We start from the raw sequence: 17,719 nt of genomic DNA, 5'->3' as shown, positions 1-17,719 counted from the left end.
AAGTAATATAAAAAGGGAGGTCAGTGTCGTGACGACATTGCCAAAAGTCGACGTCCAAGACGTCCTCGACAATAACAAGATCGCGCCCGTTCAGTGGGGCGTTCTGGCCATCTGTTTCCTGATCATGTTCCTCGATGGCTACGACACCGCAGTCGCCGCCTTCGTCGCGCCTGTTCTGTCCAAGGAATGGGGTTTTGAACCCGCCGCCATGAAGCCGGTCCTGGCTTCGGTGCTGTTCGGCGTGGCCTTCGGTGCGCTGGCGGCCGGTCCGCTGGCCGACCGTTTCGGCCGCCGCTGGGTTCTGATCGCCTCGGTGCTGGTGTTCGGCGTCTTTACGTTGGTTTCGGCCATGGCAACCTCGATCCCGATGCTGACCTGGCTGCGTCTCGTGACGGGCCTCGGTCTGGGCGCGGCGATGTCGAACGCGGCCACCCTGATGGCTGAATATGCGCCTAACCGTCGCCGCTCGGTGATGGTGGCTGTGCTGTTCTCGGGCTTTACACTGGGTTCGGCGGGCGGTGGCCTGCTGGGCGGCTTTATGGTTCCGGCCTTTGGTTGGCAGAGCGCTTTCATCACCGGTGGTCTTGCGCCTCTGGCACTGGCTCTGGCCATGGTGTTCTTCCTGCCGGAATCGCTGAAGTACCTGACCGTCAAAAAGACCCAGGCGACCGAAACCATCCGCAAGGTGCTGTCGCGCATCGAGCGTCGCGGTCCGATCCCGGCCAACGCGGTTTTCATCAACTCGGCCGCCGAGGTTCCGTCGTCGAAGGGCGGTACCCGCATGCTGTTCCGCCGCGACCTGATCGCTGGCACCATGGCGCTGTGGGCGACCTATTTCTTCGGTCTGCTGGTCATCTTCCTGCTGCGCAGCTGGCTGCCGACGCTGGTGACCCTGTCGGGTGAATCCATCCAGCGCGCTGGCTTCCTTGCCGCCCTGTTCGACATCGGTGGCACGGTCGGTGCGTTCGGCGTGGCATGGCTGGTTGACCGCCTGCGTCACGACGGCGTGGTGTCGATCACCTATCTGATCGCGGGCGTGATGATCTTCATCTTCTCGCACTGGCTGGGCAACATCGGCCTGCTGGCGACGGGTATTCTGGTGCTGGGCTTCCTGCTCTCGGGTGCACAGGCTACCGTTCCGGCGATCGCCGCCAAATTCTACCCGACCGAAGGCCGTGCCTCGGGCGTGGCGTGGACGCTGGGCATCGGTCGCTTTGGTGGCATCGCCGGCGCTCTGGTCGGCGGTACCCTGCTGCAACTGGGCTGGAGCTTCGCCACCATCCTCGCATCGCTGGCCATTCCGGCTGTGATCGCAGCCGCCGTCATCGGTGCGCACATCTGGGGCTCGCGTCGCGCCGAAGCCCGTCTGGTTCAGTCTCAAGGCTAACTCCCCGAGACCCCTGCCGCCTCCGATCCGTCGGAGGCGGCTTTTTTATTCAAGACATCAAAGCCCGATCCAACGGGCGACATGGAGGAATTCATGCTGCTTTCCACTACGGCGGCCGCAGCCTTGCTGCTGTCCGCATCTCCGGCTGTTGCCACGACCGCTGCCACCACGGCAGCTCCCGCTCCGGCGGCTGCGCCCGTCGCTTTCAAACCGCTCAATGTCGAGGACGACTGGAGCCGCTTTGCCGATCCGGCCAGCCGCACGACCACCTGGTCCAAGTTGAAATACATCCCCATCGCGGGCGACGCTTGGCTGAGCCTTGGCGGGGAGGGCCGCTGGCGTGCCGAATACCGTGGCAACGAGCGTTTCGGTCGTGGTGCACAGGATGATGACGGTCTGCTGCAACAGCGTCTGCGCCTGTGGGGTGACCTGCACCTGAACAGCAATGTGCGCGCCTTCGTCGAACTGCAGGACGGTCGCTCGCACGACCTCGACAGCGGCGAAACCATCACCGAGGAAAACCGCACCGACTTCCATCAGGCCTTCGTCGAGGTGGAAGGCAAGATTGCCGGTGGCCGCACCCGAGTGCGCGTCGGCCGTCAGGAGTTCGGCATCGGCTCCATGCGCCTGTTCGAACCGCGCGAAGGGGGCAATGCCCGCGTCGCACTGGATCTGGCGCGTGTGATCTATGACAATCCGAACGGTTGGTCGGGCGGCGCTTTTGCGGGCTATGGCATCCGCGAGGCCAAGACCTCGTTCGATAACCGCACCAATTATGACTATCGCCTGTTCGGTGTTCACGCGGCACGCAAGCTGGGCGAGGGGGCAACCGCACCCAAGCTGGAGCTGCTGTACGCCAACACCGACCGTATGGGCGTGGCTTTCGACACCGGCCTTGCCGGACGCGATGACCGTCACACCGTCTCGGTGCGTCTGGATGGCCGCCAGCAGGCTTGGGACTATGACGTCGAGGGCGTGATCCAGCGTGGTGACTTCCGCGGTCTGGATATCGAGGCGTGGTACGTCTCGGCCACGGCGGGCTATACGTTTGACCATGCGTGGTCGCCGCGTCTGGCCGTGCGTCTGGACGCTGCCTCGGGCGACAAGAACCGCAACGACGGCAAGCTGAACACCTATAACCAGCTGAACCAGCCGCCGATCTCCATGCGGACCGATTTCGGCGTCAGCAACCTTGTGACGATCCAGCCGCAACTGACCTTCAAGCCGAACCCCAAGACCACGGTCGGCCTGATGACCGCGGGCCTGTGGCGTCAGAGCGATCAGGACGGCGTCTATGCCCTTTCGGGGATGCCGATCCGCTCGGGCGTGGAAGGCACTTCTTCCTACGTCGGCTGGCGCAATGCGGCCTTTGTCACCCGCGTGATCAACCCGCATCTCAGCGTGACGGGTGTGGTCAACCACACCACGGCAGGGGACTTCCTGAAGGAAACCGGCACCTCGGACGATCAGTCCTATGTCGGGGCATGGATCACGGCGAAGTTCTAAGCGCCAAGCGATCTAAAAAAGAAGGGCTGAACCCGTCGCGGGTTCAGCCCTTTTTTTGTGGTCCCTATCCCGCAAGCGGATGGGGGAGGCATCCCCGCTCCGATGAACGAAGCGGGGATGGTCTGTGGTTAGAAGCGGATGTTCAGGCGGGCATTGAAGCCGTGGTCCTGTGCCTTGTCCGCGATCTGGCCGGTGTAGGTCAGACCGAAGGTGGTGGTGGCGTTGAAGCGCACATCCACACCCGTTTCGATCACAGCGGCATCCTTGGCGATCGGGGCACCTGCGACAGCGAAGGCACCGCCCGCCGAGAAGGCATGCAGGCCTTCGACAGACAGGTCGCCCGATGCGCTGCGCCAACCCGCCGAGCCGCGCAGCATGGCTGCCGTTTCACCCAGTTCGATCTGGCGCGAGCCGCGCAGGCCAAGCGTGGTGAAGGTGACGTCGTTGTCCGCCTTGGCGATATCCAGCGCCGCCGCGCCGCCCGTCTCGCCAAAGGCGTCGGTACGGGCGCGGACCTGCGCCACATTGGCGAAGGCTTCCAGCTGGCTGCTGTCACGCGAGATCAGCTCATAGCCGATCTCGGCAAAGGCCTGACGGGTGGTGGCGCTGTATTCGCCCTCCACATAGTCGGCAAGGCCCGTGAGCTGGACCGAGCGGCTGGCATCGACATCATGCCACGACTGGGCCATGGCGAGGCGCAAGGAAGCCTTGCCCCACTGCGAGCCTGCATAGACGCCCAGAGTGCGGCTTTCGATGACGGCGCGTTGGCCATCGGTGTCGATGTCCGACTGGCCAAAGCCGGCGATGGCACCCACGCGCCATTGGCCGAGGCGGACGTCACCACCGATAAGGGCACCGGCGGTCTGGCGGTCCAGTTCGATGCTGGAGGCGTCGGCATCGAAGCTGCCCCACGAGCCATAGCCCTGCGCCCACAAGGCGGCGCCTTCATAGGTGGCGTCTACGGCGACCTGATCGCCATTGGCGGCATAGGCGAGGACAGGGGCTTGGTCGCCTGCGGACTGGCCGAAGGCGGCGCGCAGGCGGTCGTTGGCCGCGTTGCGCACTAAGCGGCTGTCCTCGATCAGGGTCGAGCGGACCGAGCCGTGCAGTTCACCCGACAGCTGGTCGAAGCTGCGGCGGATATCCTCGGCATCGTCAGCCAGTTGGACCACGGCGTCATAGACGGCATGGCCTGCCGCATAGCCGATGCTCTCGATGGCATTGGCGGTTGCCGACTGGTTGCGTGTCTGGGCCAGTGAAGCGAAGTCGCGGTCATTGCGCACCAGTTCCAGATCCACCGTACCCGCGGCATAGTCATAGACCAGCTTCGGATTGAGGAAGGCGAAGTCCGAAGTGACCGAACCGAACGCGCCCGTCAGCGTGCCTGCATCCAGAATGGTGTAGGTCGAGCGCGGGTTATAGGTCCCCGTCGCGCCGATGTGGGCCACCGTGCCGCCGTTCAGGGTGGCGGTGCCGGTGACGATCAGCTTGTCGCTGTTGAGGCCCAGCGGGTTGACCTCGACCACATAGCGGGCGCCGTCCTCGAACTTCAGGTCGCCGTTGATCACCAGCATGCCGATGGAGTCGCCCGGGGACAGGGTTGCGCCTGTGCCGATGGTGACCAGCGAGCCAGAGCCCGAGCCGATGATGCCCGAACCGCCCAGCAGCGCGCCACTGGCCACATTCAGCGAACCGCCCAGACGGCCTGCCGACTGTTCATCACCGATCAGCAGGGTGCCGCCGTTCAGGTTGGTCGTGCCGGCAAAGGCCGAGTTGTCCCACGTCAGCAGGGTGTAACCGTCGCCGTTAATGTTGATGGTGCCCTGACCGCCGAACGCGCCGTTGAAGGTCATTCCGAAGGTCTGGTTCAGATTCAGGGTGGCACCGGCGCTCACCCTGATGTCGCCGCCGAAGTTGGACAGCGAGCCGGTCATGGCACCCTGTTCGATGCTGGTGTTGCCATAGGCATTGCTGCCGATCAGGGCCAGAGTGCCTGCGCCGCGCTTGATCAGGTTGCCGCCCGTGATCGCCGAGGTGACGGTCAGGGTGTGGGCCGCATCGGCCACGTCGATGGCACCGCCATTGTCACCGATGGTGATGCCGCGCGACAGGGTGCCGAAGTCGGTGCCGGTGACCTGCAGCGTGCCACCGTTCAGGGTCACACCGCCGCTGGCTGCGCCTAGGTTCTCATCGCGCGAAACCGAGACAGTCCCACCCGTGATCGTGGTGCCACCGTTATAGACGTTGTAGCCCGACAGGATCAGGGTACCGGCCTGGGTCTTGGTGATGCCGCTCGCACCGATAATGGAGGTCGCGATGTTGGCGCTGTTGGCGAGGACGCGGATTTCCGCACCGTCAGAACCCATTTCCAACAGGCCCGAGCCGATCAGGCTGAAGCCGTCATCGACGAACTGCAGCCCCTCGAAGAACACGGCACCCTCGACCGCAATGTTGCCCCCTTGGGCGTTACGGAAGACGGCGGTATTGCCGCCCCAAGTCGAGGCAAGCTGACCGTCGTGGTTATGCCACTGGGCGTTGGTGCCATTCCACACGCCGTCGCCGCCCTGCCAGTGTTGCAGGCTCTGGTCACCAAAGGCGGCGATGAAGAGGTCAACAGCGCCCGCCGAGGTGGTCAGGATTTGGAACTCGCCCCCCTCGACGGCGGGGAAGTTGCCGATGCTCAGACCATTGTTGGTCAGCGTCCCGCCATAGGTGGCGAGGCGGTAATAGCCATAGCCGACATTGCCATCGCTGGCATCGGCGCTTTGCGTCAGGTTGAGGGTGCCGCCAAGCGTGAGGTTGCCGGTCACATCCACGCGGTCATTGGTCGAAGCGCTGCCCAGCGCACTACCGGCAGTGCCCAGTTCCACGTTAAGAATAGAGCCTCCGGCCAGCACCAGATCGCCATCGATGGTCAGGGCGCCGATGGAGTTGCCCGGCGACAGCGTCGCGCCATCGTGGATAGTGATGACCGAGCCAGCGCCCGAGCCGATGGTGCCCGAGCCGCCCAGCAACCCACCGTCTTCGACGATGACCGAGCCACCCAGTTTGGCCGATGCATGCTGTTGCGTGCCAACAATCAGGGAGCCGCTGACGAAGGTCCTGCCCGTGAAGCCGGAGTTGTCGCTGCCCAGCGTCGTATGACCACTGCCGTTGAAGCCGAGGAAGCCGTCGCCGCTGATCGTACCCAGATAGGTCGTGTCGGTATGGGCGAGGCCGAGCGCGCTATCGGGGCTTAGCACCTCGATATCGCCTGCAATCTCGTCCAGGCGCGTGAAGACGATGCCTTGTTCAACACGAAGGCCGCCATATCGGTTGTTACCACTCAGGGAGATCATACCCGCGCCGCGCTTGGTCAGCACGCCACCGGTAATGTCCGACGTGATATCGACCTCCAGCATCAGTTCATCGATGTCGATGGCGCCGCCATTGGTACCGATCGTCAGGGCGCGTTCGAACGTGCGGAACCCCCAACCGGTGAGTTGAAGCGTCCCGCCGTCCAGCTCGACACCGCCGCTTTCGGCACCCAGATTGAAGTTGTCGCTGACCGACAGGGTCCCGGCCAGCACACGCGTGCCGCCGGAATAGCTGTTGTTACCCGTCAGGGTGAGGGTGTCGCCACCGCTATAGACCAGGCCACCCGAGCCCGAGACAGTGTTCGAGAAGGTGTTGTCTCCGGTGCGGTCGATCCACAGGGTCCCGTTGTTGACGATGTTCCCCAAGACAGAACCGGTCGCGGTCTGGTTGCCCAGTTGCAGCGTGCCGCCCGAGATGGTGGTGCCACCGGTATAGGTGTTGTCCCCCGTCAGGATCAGCGTCCCCGCGCCGGCCTTGGTCAGGCTGGTGCCGTTCCAGCCTGTGGCAGCATTGGCCGTCTGATTGGCCAGAGCCGTGCCGAGCGTGAAGCTGTTGGTGGCATCGGTCAGGGTAAAGGTGCCGTGCGCCAGATTGTTGTTTGCGCTCCAGCTCAGCCCGTAATTCGCGGTATAGCTCAGGCCATCGGCCGACTTGCCGGTATGGACGGTCATATAGTCGACCGAACCCGCAAAGCCGCCCACGGTCACGCTCGCAAAGTCGCCGGTAATGCCGCCCAGCGTGCTGACGAGCGTCAGGGGCAGTCGGGCCTCATCGCCAATGCCGCTGAGGTTGAAGGTCGTGTTCTGGCCCAGAACCAGACTATCGGCACGCAGCGCCGTCAGCTGGTTTCCGGCGCGGATGGACAAGGTGGTACCGTCTTGCAGATTGATCTCGCCGCCTACCGACGCTGTTCCCCTGCTCGAGAAGCCCAGGGTGGCACCGGACGCGACGTCGATGCCGCCGATGTCCATAGGGCCGCTACCGGCCTCGCCTGCAAACTCCAATCTGCCTTCGTTGACGTAGGTTTGACCGTAATAGGTGTGCCGTCCCGTCAGGGTCAGAGTGCCTGCGCCCTGTTTCGTCAGATTGCCGACACCGGCAATGCTGCCGGCATAGGTAAAGTCGTCAGAACGGTTGAACACCACAGCACTGTTGTTCGTCAGACTGCTGGCAATGGACCCTGTCGTGCCACCGTTACCGATGGAGAGCGTGCCCCCGCTGATCACCGTGCCGCCGGAATAGGTGTTGTCGCCGGTCAGGTAGAGGGTTCCGCTACCCACCTTTACGATGCCGCCGGTACCCGTGACCGAGCCAGCAAAGTTCTGCGACGTCCGTTGATTAACATAGAGCGAGTTGCCTCCGAGCTTCAGTTCGCTTCCCGAGACGCCGGTCAAAGCGCCGATGGAAATCGACGGGAGGCCATTCGAGATATCCAGTGCGGTTCCGGCGCTGGCCAGATTCACCAAAGAGGTACTCGACAGCATGCTGGTTCCGGCCAGAGCCAGTGTTCCGTTCTCGATAAGGGTTTGGCCGCCGTAGCTGAGTACACCCCGGAGGGTCAGTGTGCCTGCGCCCGCCTTCGTCAGAGAACCGGTGCCGTAGATACCGCCGGTAAAGGTGTAGTTATCGGAGCGGTTAAAGGTCACAAGGCTGTTGGTCTCGATAGAGCTGGCAATCGCCCCTGTTGTTCCGCCGTTGCCGATGGCGAGCGCGCCCGCATTGATAACCGTATTGCCGGTATAGGTGTTGTTACCCAGCAGGGTCAGGGTGCCGTTGCCCGACTTGGTAATGCTGCCGATGCCGTTGATCACGCCGCGGAACTCCGCGTCCGTGACTTGATTGATCGTAAGGTCGTTGGCCCCCAGAACCACCCCGGTGCCCGCGACCCCTGACAATGAACCGATAGTGGTGCCCCCATACTTCTGGGCGATATCGAACACCGCACCGGCAGTGGTCAGGTTGATCCCGCTGGAGGCCGAAATCGAACCGGCTTCTTGCAGGGCAAGGGTGCCGCCATTGATATTGGTGGCACCGGTATAGGTGTTGGAGCCCCGCAGACGCAGAGTGCCAGTGCCAGTCGTGGCGAGGGAGCCGGACCCGCTGATGGTGCCGTTAAAGGTGTCGGTTGGATCGATGAGGTCCGTGTTGACGGTCAGGCTTCTGGAGCCGAGCACCACTTTGTCGCCCGCCAGGCCAACCAAGCCTCTGATGGTCTGATTGGCGTTGGCTGCGGAGATATCGAACGTGCCTGTACCCGCCACAAGGCGGATTCCAGAGGAATGCGCCAGTGAGCCATTGCCTGCGATGGCCAAGGTGCCGTCGCTGATCACGGTGCTTCCGGTATAGGCTTGCTCGCGCGTCAGGGTCAGGACGCCCGTTCCCTGCGCGGATACGCTCCCCGTGCCGGAGATAACACCGGCAAAGGTGGTGTTTGTGGACTGCAGGATGTTGAGATCGCGCGAACCGAGGATGATCTCGGAGCCTGCAACGCCTGAGAGCTCGCCCAGGGTTTGGTTTACATTGCTGGCCGAGATGTTGAAGACGGACGCTGCTCCGTCGAGTGACAGTGCACTGTTGGCATTCAGTGTACCGCTTTGGCTAAGTGCGAGGGTGCCGCCATTGATAACGGTACCGCCCGAATAGGTGTTCGCTCCCGACAAGGTGAGACGCCCGGTCCCATTCTTGATCAGGCCGCCACTTCCGCTGATTGTGCCGTTGAAGGTGGTGGAGGTGACCGAGTTAACGGTGAGGTCGTTGCTCCCGAGGATGACGCTCCCGTATGTGCCGCTTAGGCCTCCGATGGCTTGGGCGGTCGTCGCTGCCGAGATGTCAAACGTCGTGTCGGCATTACTGAAGCTCACGATGGAACGATCACTCAGGGATCCACCGGCACCAATGGCGATGGTTCCGAAGAATATACCCGTCCTACCCGTATAGGTATTCGCGCCCGTCAGTGTCAGCGTGCTGGTGAAGTTCTGGCTGATCGCACCGGTGCCACTGATGACGCCGCCATAGGTGTAGTCGTCGCTTCGGAGAAAATACACGGTTGCATTGTTGACGATGTTCCCTGCCACCGAACCTGTTGTGCCGTAGGCACCGATTTGCAGGTATCCCTCTTGTACGACGGTGTCTCCCGTATAGGTATTTTCGCCCGCGAGTGTGAGGTTCACAGCGCCCGTCTTGACGAGGCTCCCCGTACCGCTGATCACGCCGTGGTAAATACCCGACTGTGCTGCGTTGACGGTAAGGGTGTTGCTTCCAAGCAGTATCTTCGTATCGGCTTGGCCGGTTAGAGAGCGGACCGACTGTTCCGTGGTACTGGCTGAAATGTCGAATTGGCCACCCGGGGCGAGGCTGAGCCCGCTCGACGCACTGATCGAGCCATTGAGGCCCAGAGCGAGTGTGCCGCCTGCCACAGTGGTGCGTCCGGTATAGGTATTGGTACCGGTCAGGGTGAGGGTGCCTGCTCCCGTCTTGATAAAGTCGCCAGCGCCCCTGATCGTGCCACCGTAAACCGAGTCCACGGCCGAGTCGGTCGTCAGGGTATTGGCCCCCAGGGTTACGCTGGTGCCAGCGATGCCGTTGAGCGCGCCAATGGTTCGAGCCCCCAGGGTCGAGATGTCGTAGTCATCGCCGACATCGTCGAGGGTGACATCCTGCGCGAAGGCTTGTCCGGAAAAGGCCAGTATGCCGGTGCCAAGCACGGCAGCGACGGCAGAGGCCAAGCCCCGCTCGCGCCAACCGGATCGAGCATCGCGTTTACCGCGTGCGGTGTCCAAAGCTGTGCTGTTTTGAAGATAGGCGCGCGAAATCGAAGCCTTACGGTGAGGCATGCGGTCGACTCCCCCTTAATCCACCGCCCCTGCGACCTGCGGACAGCGGTACAAATGACTGTTACGGTTTGGGCGAGCCACAGATCACGCTACCCACTCCTACTCGGGTGGTCCCTTAAGGGAGGTAACCTTAACAATTAAGGTACGGGGCAGCCTGTGTCGGGCACTTTGGGAGTGCATAAACCCATAGGATTTACGCGTGATGGCTGGCACAGGCGGGCGTGATAAGATGGGATTATAGGAAATCTGGAGTTTGGATTGGCTGCGTTCGCAGTGCGATCATACTGTCCCCCCAGTCACAACGGCTAAGGGTCACCATAGAGAATGGTCCTGCCGTTGGCGTGGTTCTGTCAAAAGGCAGAGGCGCGAATAACGACGTGGAGGGAAGAGTGGACATTCAAACTGACGAGTTGATCGATATCGCCGGGGCAGCTCGCCATCCTCGTCCTCATACTGAAACAGGGTGTGCCCGGGCAGTTCGCTCAGACGCCGGACCCCTGTCGCCAGCCGGCGATCCTTGACGCAGACATCGTGGATGATCCCGCTTTTGCCACGAAAGCGGACACGCAGTTCGGTGCCGCTGACGTCGATATGCCGTTTGCGCAGGGTGGTCAGGCCATAGCTGCGGTTTTCGCGCGAATAGCGGGCGTTCCCCACCCGGATCAGGCTCAGTTCCATTAGGCGCATGGCCGTGGCCACCACCTTTTCCTGATCATACTGGCGACGTGCCAGACCCCTCTCGATGGCGGCCTCCAAACGGGGCAGGGCCGCGGCAAAGGCGGGCATGCGGGAGAATTTGTTCTCGGACTGGGATTGCGTCCACGCCGGGTGATAGCGGTACTGCTTGCGTCCGCGCGCGTCGCGTCCGGTGGCCTGGATGTGGCCATTGCTGTGCGGACAAATCCAGACGTCTGTCCATGCAGGGGGAATGGCCAAGGCCCGTATTCGGGCGAGCTCTGCCGCGTCGGATATGCGTTTCCCGTCGGCTCCCACATAACAGAAGCCGCGTCCTGCCTTCTTGCGCCGTATGCCCTCCATCTCATCGGAGCACCAGCGTAGGCCGGAGGGGGTAGCGTCAGTGGCCAATGTCTTCTGGGGTCCTCTGCTTCATGGGCGTTGTTCCGCATCCTTCTCAACGCAAGCGCGGCCATTCGGATCGCGGCGCAGTTCAAAATCACCCATAAAAAGAACCCCGCCGGTTAAGGCGGGGCTCGGGTCAGTTCGGGTTGGTCTGTTGAGGGTCAGTACCCGGCTGACGTTCCTCTTGCTCCCGGTCGATGTCTGTTTCCGGAGAAATGTTGTCGACGTCGTTCTTATTGGCTTCGGCGCGGGCCTGATCTTGAAGGCTGTCGCGGCCTTGTTGTTGACGCTGGTCTTGGCCTTGTTGCTGACGATCGACTTGAGGATTTTGGTTGGTATCGGTCATGGGGCCTCTCCTGTTGTTAACGATAAGAAAAGGCTCTTGAGAACGTCCGGTTGCCCTGGAGCGTGTTGTGTCGGGCGACGGTCTTTTGGCAACAAATCGGGTCGGAAATACCTGTTCCCCTTTCCTCAGCTTTTGTCGGAATTGGGCTTGTTTCCTTCGGGATACTGGCGCTGTTCGCGTTCGACAGTGAGCGGGGGCGGGGCATTGCGATCTTGCGCGCCGCGGGTGGCGAGGCGCTCATCCTTGCTGTTTGCCCCGCGGTCCGGGTGATCTCTTATAGAGGCCTCAGAAGGAATGTTGGCGGGCGGCTCGGCGCTGATGTTGACCTGACCGACGCCACGGCTCTGTTCGCCCGCATCGCCGTTTTCCAGCGTTTCTATGCCGATCTTGGTGGGGTTGTTGTTGCCATCAACCAGCACGTCTTTGGTGGAGCCCGTCGAATGGTCCACCTTGCCGGGTGTATGCCATTTCGAGCCCTTGGGGTCGCCGTAGGTACCTGACATTGTAATCTCCTTTGTAAAGGAAATGCCCCCACGCTGGGGGCGTTCCTGAGGGCCTGTTCCGAGACATTTGGCCCGCGCTACCGCGCATCTTCCGGCTCGCTTAGTTCAACGATGGACAGAGACGGACCGTCATCTCCTCCTCGCGTTGTCTTCGGGGGCTCCGAGGAGATCGAGATGAATAATGATCACATCTGGCGCGACGTTTTCGTCAGCGGCCTGAAGAATGCCCATGCGGTCGAGCATCAGGCCTTGGCGTTGATGGATCGACAGATCGAGCGTGCAAAAAGCTTCACCGAAGTCGCCAACATGCTGAAGTCTCACCGGACCGAGACCGAGCAGCAAATCGAGCGGCTGGAGCAGTTACTGGAGGGTTTTGACGAGAAGCCGTCCACGATCAAGGACACTGCCTTGTCCCTCAGCGGCAATATGGCGGCTCTCGGCCACATGTTTGCCGATGACGAAATCCTCAAGAACTCGTTCGCCAACTTCGCCTTCGAGAATTTCGAGGTCGCATCCTATCGCGGGCTCATCCTGCTGGCCCGGCACGGGGAATATTCGGCGGCCTACGACCCGCTGAACGCCTCGCTTGACGAGGAAATGAGGATGGCCTCATGGGTGGATCAAAGCCTGCCCATGATCACCGAAAAATTCCTCGCCCTGAAGCGTAGCGACGCTGAACACAGCCGTTAATCGGGAGGACTGACCCATGTTCATACACAATAAGAAACTGATGTACACGGTGCGCGTGGCCGAACCCAATCCGGCGCTGGCGAGCCTGATGCTGGAACAGTTCGGCGGACCGCAGGGCGAGCTGGCGGCGGCCATGCGCTATTTCACCCAGGGTCTTGCCGATGAGGATATAAACCGCCGCGACCTGCTGATGGACATCGCGACCGAGGAGCTGAGCCACCTCGAGATCATCGGTTCGATCGTCAGCATGCTCAATCGCGGGGCGAAGGGCCGTCTGGCCGAAGGAGTCGAGGAAGAGGCCGATCTGTACGCCACCATGACACAAGGTGGGGAAAGCCACACCACCACCTTGCTGTATGGCGGCGGAGCGCCTCTGATCAACTCGGCAGGCGTGCCGTGGACAGCGGCCTATGTCGACTCCATCGGCGATCCGACCTGCGACCTGCGCTCCAACATTGCGGCCGAAGCGAGGGCCAAGATCGTCTATGAGCGATTGATCAATGTCACGGATGACCCGGGCATCAAGGATGCACTACGCTTCCTGATGAGCCGCGAGGTGGCGCACCAGAAGGCATTCGAGAAAGCCCTCTATGCCATTCCGGACAACTTCCCCCCGGGTAAGCTGCCCGCTGATCCCAAATTCGCCGACACCTATTTCGACATGTCGCAGGGTGAACCGACGGGCGAGGGGCCCTGGAACACAGGAGAGCAGTGGGACGTGGTTTCCGATCGGGATTCCCAAATGGCCGTCGATGGCGGAGATGGCTCGTGCGAGGTCAAGCTCAGCGGGTTTGACGCCAAGACCGTCAAGGCCTTTGCCGACCGCACCCAATCCGATCCTACGGCCCAACCGCTTACGGGGGCGGATCTCGGTGCTGGGCCGGGTGCCGGAACGACGACGCCGGTTGCCAAGCCCGACTGATGCGATGGGGCGCGCTAACAAAGCGCGCCCCATTTTCACGCCTATAGGCTTATGGCTTGGTCCAGTTATCTACCGACAATGCCACGCCGTCTTCGGTAGGGATGATGAAGGTCATGGTGCGTCTGCCTTTTGCGGGCAGGTAGTCGAGGACGACAGACTGCTTAAGCTCCCCGCTTGATGCGGTGACAGCGACATCCGAAAGGGTGTGACTGGCAGGGTTGATCACTGTCACATCGACCTTCTGCGACCCGCCAAGGCGTGTGATTGCAGTTTCGCCGATTACAGGGACCGCATCGGGAGATGCCTCAAGGGTCTCGATGACCAATATGGCCGAACATGAGGCGATGACGGCCACTCCAAGACAGGCGGCAGCAAGCTGGATACGCGACACGTTCTGGTGCTTGGGCTTTTTCACAGAGCGTTTGAAGAGTTTCATACCAGAAGCCTCGCTGCGGCTGCGCCAAGAGAGGCGGGGAAGGCCAGCACAACGGTGTTGGTAGCCATGGCGGCCATCTCGTGTCCGTCTTGCGAACCGAACAGGCCAAGGATGCCTGCGCTGATCAACAGGCAAAGGGCGTAGCCCGGAACGGTAAAGTGCATCAGCGCACCCATGGGGCTGGACTTCTCTTCCTGTCCCGCAAAGCCAACCTCGAAGACGATCAGATGCAGGAGCACCAGTGAGAGGGCCATGATGCCCAATCCTGCCAAAGGACCGATGCGATAGGCGATCAGGCGCATTTCTTCGGTCGGGGCCAGGTTCAGACCCAGGTAGAGCGCGCCTGCAGCCATAAGAAACAGCTCACCGACGTAATCGCCCTTCTTCACCTTGTCGCCGCGCCCGGATGACAACTGCTTTCTGGCGACCAGAGCCCCCATGGCGGCAGGGACGATTTGAAGCGTCATCTGTCCGGTTGCGATGCGTAGATTGTCGACTTCCAAAACATTGAACAGCAGCATCAGACCGCAAGCGGTGATGGCCCCGACAAACACCGCGCCCAAAGTATCCAGCAGGTTGAGAACGGGACCGCTTCGGTCGGAGAACCCTGCGTAGTGGGACAGGCCGTAGAGAATAGGAAGGCCAGCCAACAGGCAAAGGAGCAGCCTCCAAGGCTCGAGCACCATGCCCAGCTCCCACATCTCCATCGTCATGAGCAGCGGCAGGGCGAATAAAAGCGCGCCCCCGAAAGCCCGTCCAAGATCACGCAGATAGGCGCTTTCCGACTCACAACTTGTCCAATGCAAAGGTCTCATCGGCAATGATCCGAACTCGATTGAACGGGCCAACCGAAAGGTTCGATTGTTCCTTGAGGTAGCAACAGCCCACCATCAAATTCGTTGCCAGCTGAGCGGTATTTGACAGAGAGCGCAAGTTTTCGAGGCGGATTTGGCGAGACCTCCACAGTCACTAGCGCGTTCTGTGTTTGGGAGAACCAACGTCTCGCGCAGTTGTCGATGGGCGGCATTAACCTGAGCTGCGCAGCTCTTAAGTGCATTTGCGCAGGTGTTGAGTGATTTCGACAAGGGATTGTCGGGACCACTTAAGAGCTGCTCACTTTGGGCCCGCCAACGTTGGGCTTTAGAAATCTGACCACTTAAGTCGACCACCTAAGAGCTGCTCAAAAATGAGCAAAACCACTTAAAGCGTGCTCATTTTCGGTGGGAGATACCCAATTTCTAATGGGGCTCGAACTTACAAGATAGGCATCGCAAAGTATTTCTAGGTTCGCGCTTAAGGCGGCCACGTTGATGCCGTACATGGATCTTCAAGGCGGAATTCGACCCGCGTTCTGGGCGCATCTTATGGTGCCCTCAATCCTTTCGGTTTGCATATCAGCTTTCCGCAATGGGCATGACAATCCTTCAGGTTAATACAAGATCATGGGGCACTGCAGTTTACTGTAGTCGCTGCTGCGACCTTGGTAGGCTTCCTTGTGGCACTGAACCGACCTGAATATACACTAACAGCTGATTAAATTCTCCTCAGTACTGAGGCCGCATGATCTAGCACCGATAAAATCGATTTTCAAATTAAGCTGATATGGCTGAAATGTAGTATATCTGATAAGTAAAGATGGGCATTCTAGGTGCAGCTTAAAACTTTCTTATCTTAATTCAACTTATCTGATTCTTACCCTATTCCTCTTTGGTTGGCATAGGTATGAAATTTTTTCATATGCAAAAGATCTACACTTCATATTGTAGTAAAATGTAACGGAAACGAAAATAACGTGGCTAGCTGATATTATCTTTAGTCAATAACTTAACGACATAAGTAATTTACCAAGGTTTAAATTTCAGATATTGATGAAACTTATTTTTGTTACCTAATGCAAAGAAGATATTCGAAGCTGAGGTCTTTAGTGCGTCCTATGTCTTGGAATATTTAATTCTACACGGTGGGTGCTGATATGCGTGTTCTTACACTTGAGGAAGTTCGTGCTGTCGCTGGTGGAGGCGATGTAACGGATTTAGGAACGATTAAAGTTACGGCACGAAAGAGAACGCCAGAGGGATGGGTATTGCCTGAATATGGCAGAGCTGAAATGTTTGCCGTATCTGAAGTGGTAGACAGTTTCTATGGTGGAAGTGGTGTGAGCATTGTTGCTCAAGATACTGATTCTATTGACATTGATGTAGATATCGGTCGGGACCTTACTGTTGAAGAGAAAAAGGTTATAGAGGACCTCAAAGCGGCAATTAGAGAAGTCACTGCTTCCATCAACAGTCTATCATCTACCGTGGTGATCACTATGCCTGACGGGAGTCAGCTTACGGGAAATGAACTGAAGGAACTTTGGTCAAAAACAGATTTTAAGATCGTTGATGTACCTAATGGTGATCCCTATGGAAATAACGGAACTGGCGGAGCGTTTCATCAAAATGGCGACCCTTTGTTCGTAATTGACATCAATGGCGCAAACAACTCCAGTAATATGGGCTTGATGGGGTATGCAGCTAATGGTCAAGACGGACTAAATTTTTATATTCTTCACGAACTTGCGCACGTTACTAGTGCAGGTGTAGCGAAAACGAACGAATTGGGTAGCGTTAGTGAAGATCTGGAACGGTGGACTAATACGCTTGCAACGGGAATTGCCAATGCTGCGGGCGTTTCCGTTGGAGGCTTCTCTCCGACGTACGGCGTGGACTCTCAACCAGCTACTGTTAGCAGCGCGACCTCCGGTGGTGCGGCCGGTAGTGGATCGTCTGGCGGTGGTTCGTCCGGTGATAGCGGCAGTGGCCGCACATTTTTTGGTAGAGATGAAATTCCTAGCAATGAAAATATCGTGAATTGATATGATAGGTACTGCTTTAGCCATCTTTGCCGCACTTCCTGCCTGTACGCAGGAAGTGTCGCCAGCTCCCGTTGAAGCGCATGAGGTTGCCTACTCTGTAACCCGATTAGACGCCGGACCATTGCCAGCGGATTTAATGGGTCTGAAGCTCTCTTGGTCATTAGAGATTCGGATAGATGAGGATCTTCCGGCCTATTGGGCTGACTTTCGCAGCAATCCTGATCTTGCCTTGGGTAATGATGAGCGAGTCGTGTCCTGGAAGTACGGTTATTCGTCCGAGGCTGGGGTGCCGCAAGTAACTTGCTTATGGATGGCCCCAAATCTTGCGTCGACAGGCAAAGAGATGAGGTCCTATTTGCAGCCTCCGCCGGTGAATCCCCCGCAAATCGAGGGATACGAACTGCGGCAGAGCATTAGATTTGGCTTCGCTTCGCCGTCTGGTCGCTACATCGGAGTCTGGACCTCAACCCGATCGGATTCTGAACGAATAATAGCTACTTTTCCTGGAGATGCTAGCTTCGGTAGCGCGACGGTGTTGACGCGAACGTCGCAGCCGATAGCGGCCGTTTATGTAACACCGGGGCATGGCGCGGCCAGCTTGATTGTGCTTACTGATCCCACTGTCGACGGAAGCTTTACGGTCTCATCTTATCTCTGGACACACCAGTAGGCCCAGCAAATCTAGCACTATTTGGCAGAGATCCTGCCAGATTGAACATTTTGTCTGCGCTATGGCGATAGATTGTGACGTGACCCCCGTTTCTCATCCAGCCATAACGAGAGTCCGAGGTTGATTTGA

At 59.5% G+C, this 17,719-nt stretch carries 11 protein-coding genes; 5 read left to right on the top strand and 6 right to left on the bottom strand.

The window, feature by feature from the left end; all coding sequences use genetic code 11:
• Positions 1-28 precede the first annotated feature (28 nt).
• Positions 29-1,387 carry an MFS transporter gene (locus Q0Y42_RS04670; RefSeq protein WP_297800717.1) on the top strand — a complete coding sequence of 453 codons (1,359 nt, stop codon included), beginning with the start codon at positions 29-31 and terminating at the stop codon, positions 1,385-1,387.
• Between the two features lie 93 nt (positions 1,388-1,480).
• Positions 1,481-2,893 (top strand): alginate export family protein, encoded by a 1,413-nt coding sequence (locus Q0Y42_RS04665; RefSeq protein WP_297800714.1) that lies wholly within the window; start codon positions 1,481-1,483, stop codon positions 2,891-2,893.
• A 128-nt stretch (positions 2,894-3,021) separates the two neighbouring features.
• Here the strand turns inward: Q0Y42_RS04665 and Q0Y42_RS04660 are convergent, their stop codons facing one another.
• From Q0Y42_RS04660 to Q0Y42_RS04645, 4 genes are all read right to left on the bottom strand, one after another.
• The gene (locus tag Q0Y42_RS04660; RefSeq protein WP_297800712.1) at positions 3,022-10,083 is read right to left on the bottom strand and encodes an autotransporter-associated beta strand repeat-containing protein; all 7,062 of its coding nucleotides are present in this window, start codon (positions 10,081-10,083) and stop codon (positions 3,022-3,024) included.
• A 312-nt stretch (positions 10,084-10,395) separates the two neighbouring features.
• Entirely contained in the window at positions 10,396-11,121 is a 726-nt protein-coding gene (locus Q0Y42_RS04655; protein WP_366108052.1) for a hypothetical protein, read from the bottom strand.
• A gap of 178 nt (positions 11,122-11,299) precedes the next feature.
• A complete protein-coding gene (locus Q0Y42_RS04650; protein WP_297800708.1) occupies positions 11,300-11,509 on the bottom strand; it encodes a hypothetical protein in 210 nt (69 codons plus the stop codon).
• Positions 11,510-11,634: 125 nt separating this feature from the next.
• Positions 11,635-12,012, bottom strand: coding sequence for a hypothetical protein (locus Q0Y42_RS04645; RefSeq protein WP_297800706.1), 378 nt, complete (start codon positions 12,010-12,012; stop codon positions 11,635-11,637).
• A 174-nt stretch (positions 12,013-12,186) separates the two neighbouring features.
• Here Q0Y42_RS04645 and Q0Y42_RS04640 point away from each other — a divergent pair, with 174 nt between their 5' ends.
• Positions 12,187-12,702 carry a ferritin-like domain-containing protein gene (locus Q0Y42_RS04640; protein WP_297800703.1) on the top strand — a complete coding sequence of 172 codons (516 nt, stop codon included), beginning with the start codon at positions 12,187-12,189 and terminating at the stop codon, positions 12,700-12,702.
• Between the two features lie 16 nt (positions 12,703-12,718).
• A complete protein-coding gene (locus Q0Y42_RS04635) occupies positions 12,719-13,624 on the top strand; it encodes a manganese catalase family protein (protein WP_297800698.1) in 906 nt (301 codons plus the stop codon).
• Positions 13,625-13,673: 49 nt separating this feature from the next.
• On the opposite strand, the gene Q0Y42_RS04630 is transcribed toward Q0Y42_RS04635, so the two are convergent.
• A complete protein-coding gene (locus Q0Y42_RS04630; RefSeq protein ID WP_297800695.1) occupies positions 13,674-14,060 on the bottom strand; it encodes a hypothetical protein in 387 nt (128 codons plus the stop codon).
• Positions 14,057-14,875 carry a TIGR02587 family membrane protein gene (locus Q0Y42_RS04625; protein WP_297800693.1) on the bottom strand — a complete coding sequence of 273 codons (819 nt, stop codon included), beginning with the start codon at positions 14,873-14,875 and terminating at the stop codon, positions 14,057-14,059. The genes Q0Y42_RS04630 and Q0Y42_RS04625 overlap by 4 nt, the downstream gene beginning before the upstream one ends.
• 1,157 nt (positions 14,876-16,032) lie before the next feature.
• Here Q0Y42_RS04625 and Q0Y42_RS04620 point away from each other — a divergent pair.
• On the top strand, positions 16,033-16,920 hold the full coding sequence (locus Q0Y42_RS04620) for a hypothetical protein (RefSeq protein ID WP_297800690.1): 888 nt from the start codon (positions 16,033-16,035) through the stop codon (positions 16,918-16,920).
• Positions 16,921-17,719 lie beyond the last annotated feature (799 nt).

The organism is uncultured Brevundimonas sp., from assembly GCF_947305955.1.
Lineage (GTDB): Bacteria > Pseudomonadota > Alphaproteobacteria > Caulobacterales > Caulobacteraceae > Brevundimonas.
The sequence above is the reverse complement of the archived record's forward strand: the minus strand, read 5'-3'. Positions and strand labels throughout refer to the sequence as shown.

Bases quoted from the DNA above. Each gene is read 5' to 3' on its own strand.
- Q0Y42_RS04630 (WP_297800695.1), bottom strand. From the start codon at position 14,060: ATGAAACTCTTCAAACGCTCTGTGAAAAAGCCCAAGCACCAGAACGTG.
- Q0Y42_RS04625 (WP_297800693.1), bottom strand. From the start codon at position 14,875: ATGAGACCTTTGCATTGGACAAGTTGTGAGTCGGAAAGCGCCTATCTG.
- Q0Y42_RS04640 (WP_297800703.1), top strand. From the start codon at position 12,187: ATGAATAATGATCACATCTGGCGCGACGTTTTCGTCAGCGGCCTGAAG.
- Q0Y42_RS04645 (WP_297800706.1), bottom strand. From the start codon at position 12,012: ATGTCAGGTACCTACGGCGACCCCAAGGGCTCGAAATGGCATACACCC.
- Q0Y42_RS04650 (WP_297800708.1), bottom strand. From the start codon at position 11,509: ATGACCGATACCAACCAAAATCCTCAAGTCGATCGTCAGCAACAAGGC.
- Q0Y42_RS04620 (WP_297800690.1), top strand. From the start codon at position 16,033: ATGCGTGTTCTTACACTTGAGGAAGTTCGTGCTGTCGCTGGTGGAGGC.
- Q0Y42_RS04660 (WP_297800712.1), bottom strand. From the start codon at position 10,083: ATGCCTCACCGTAAGGCTTCGATTTCGCGCGCCTATCTTCAAAACAGC.
- Q0Y42_RS04635 (WP_297800698.1), top strand. From the start codon at position 12,719: ATGTTCATACACAATAAGAAACTGATGTACACGGTGCGCGTGGCCGAA.
- Q0Y42_RS04655 (WP_366108052.1), bottom strand. From the start codon at position 11,121: ATGGAGGGCATACGGCGCAAGAAGGCAGGACGCGGCTTCTGTTATGTG.
- Q0Y42_RS04665 (WP_297800714.1), top strand. From the start codon at position 1,481: ATGCTGCTTTCCACTACGGCGGCCGCAGCCTTGCTGCTGTCCGCATCT.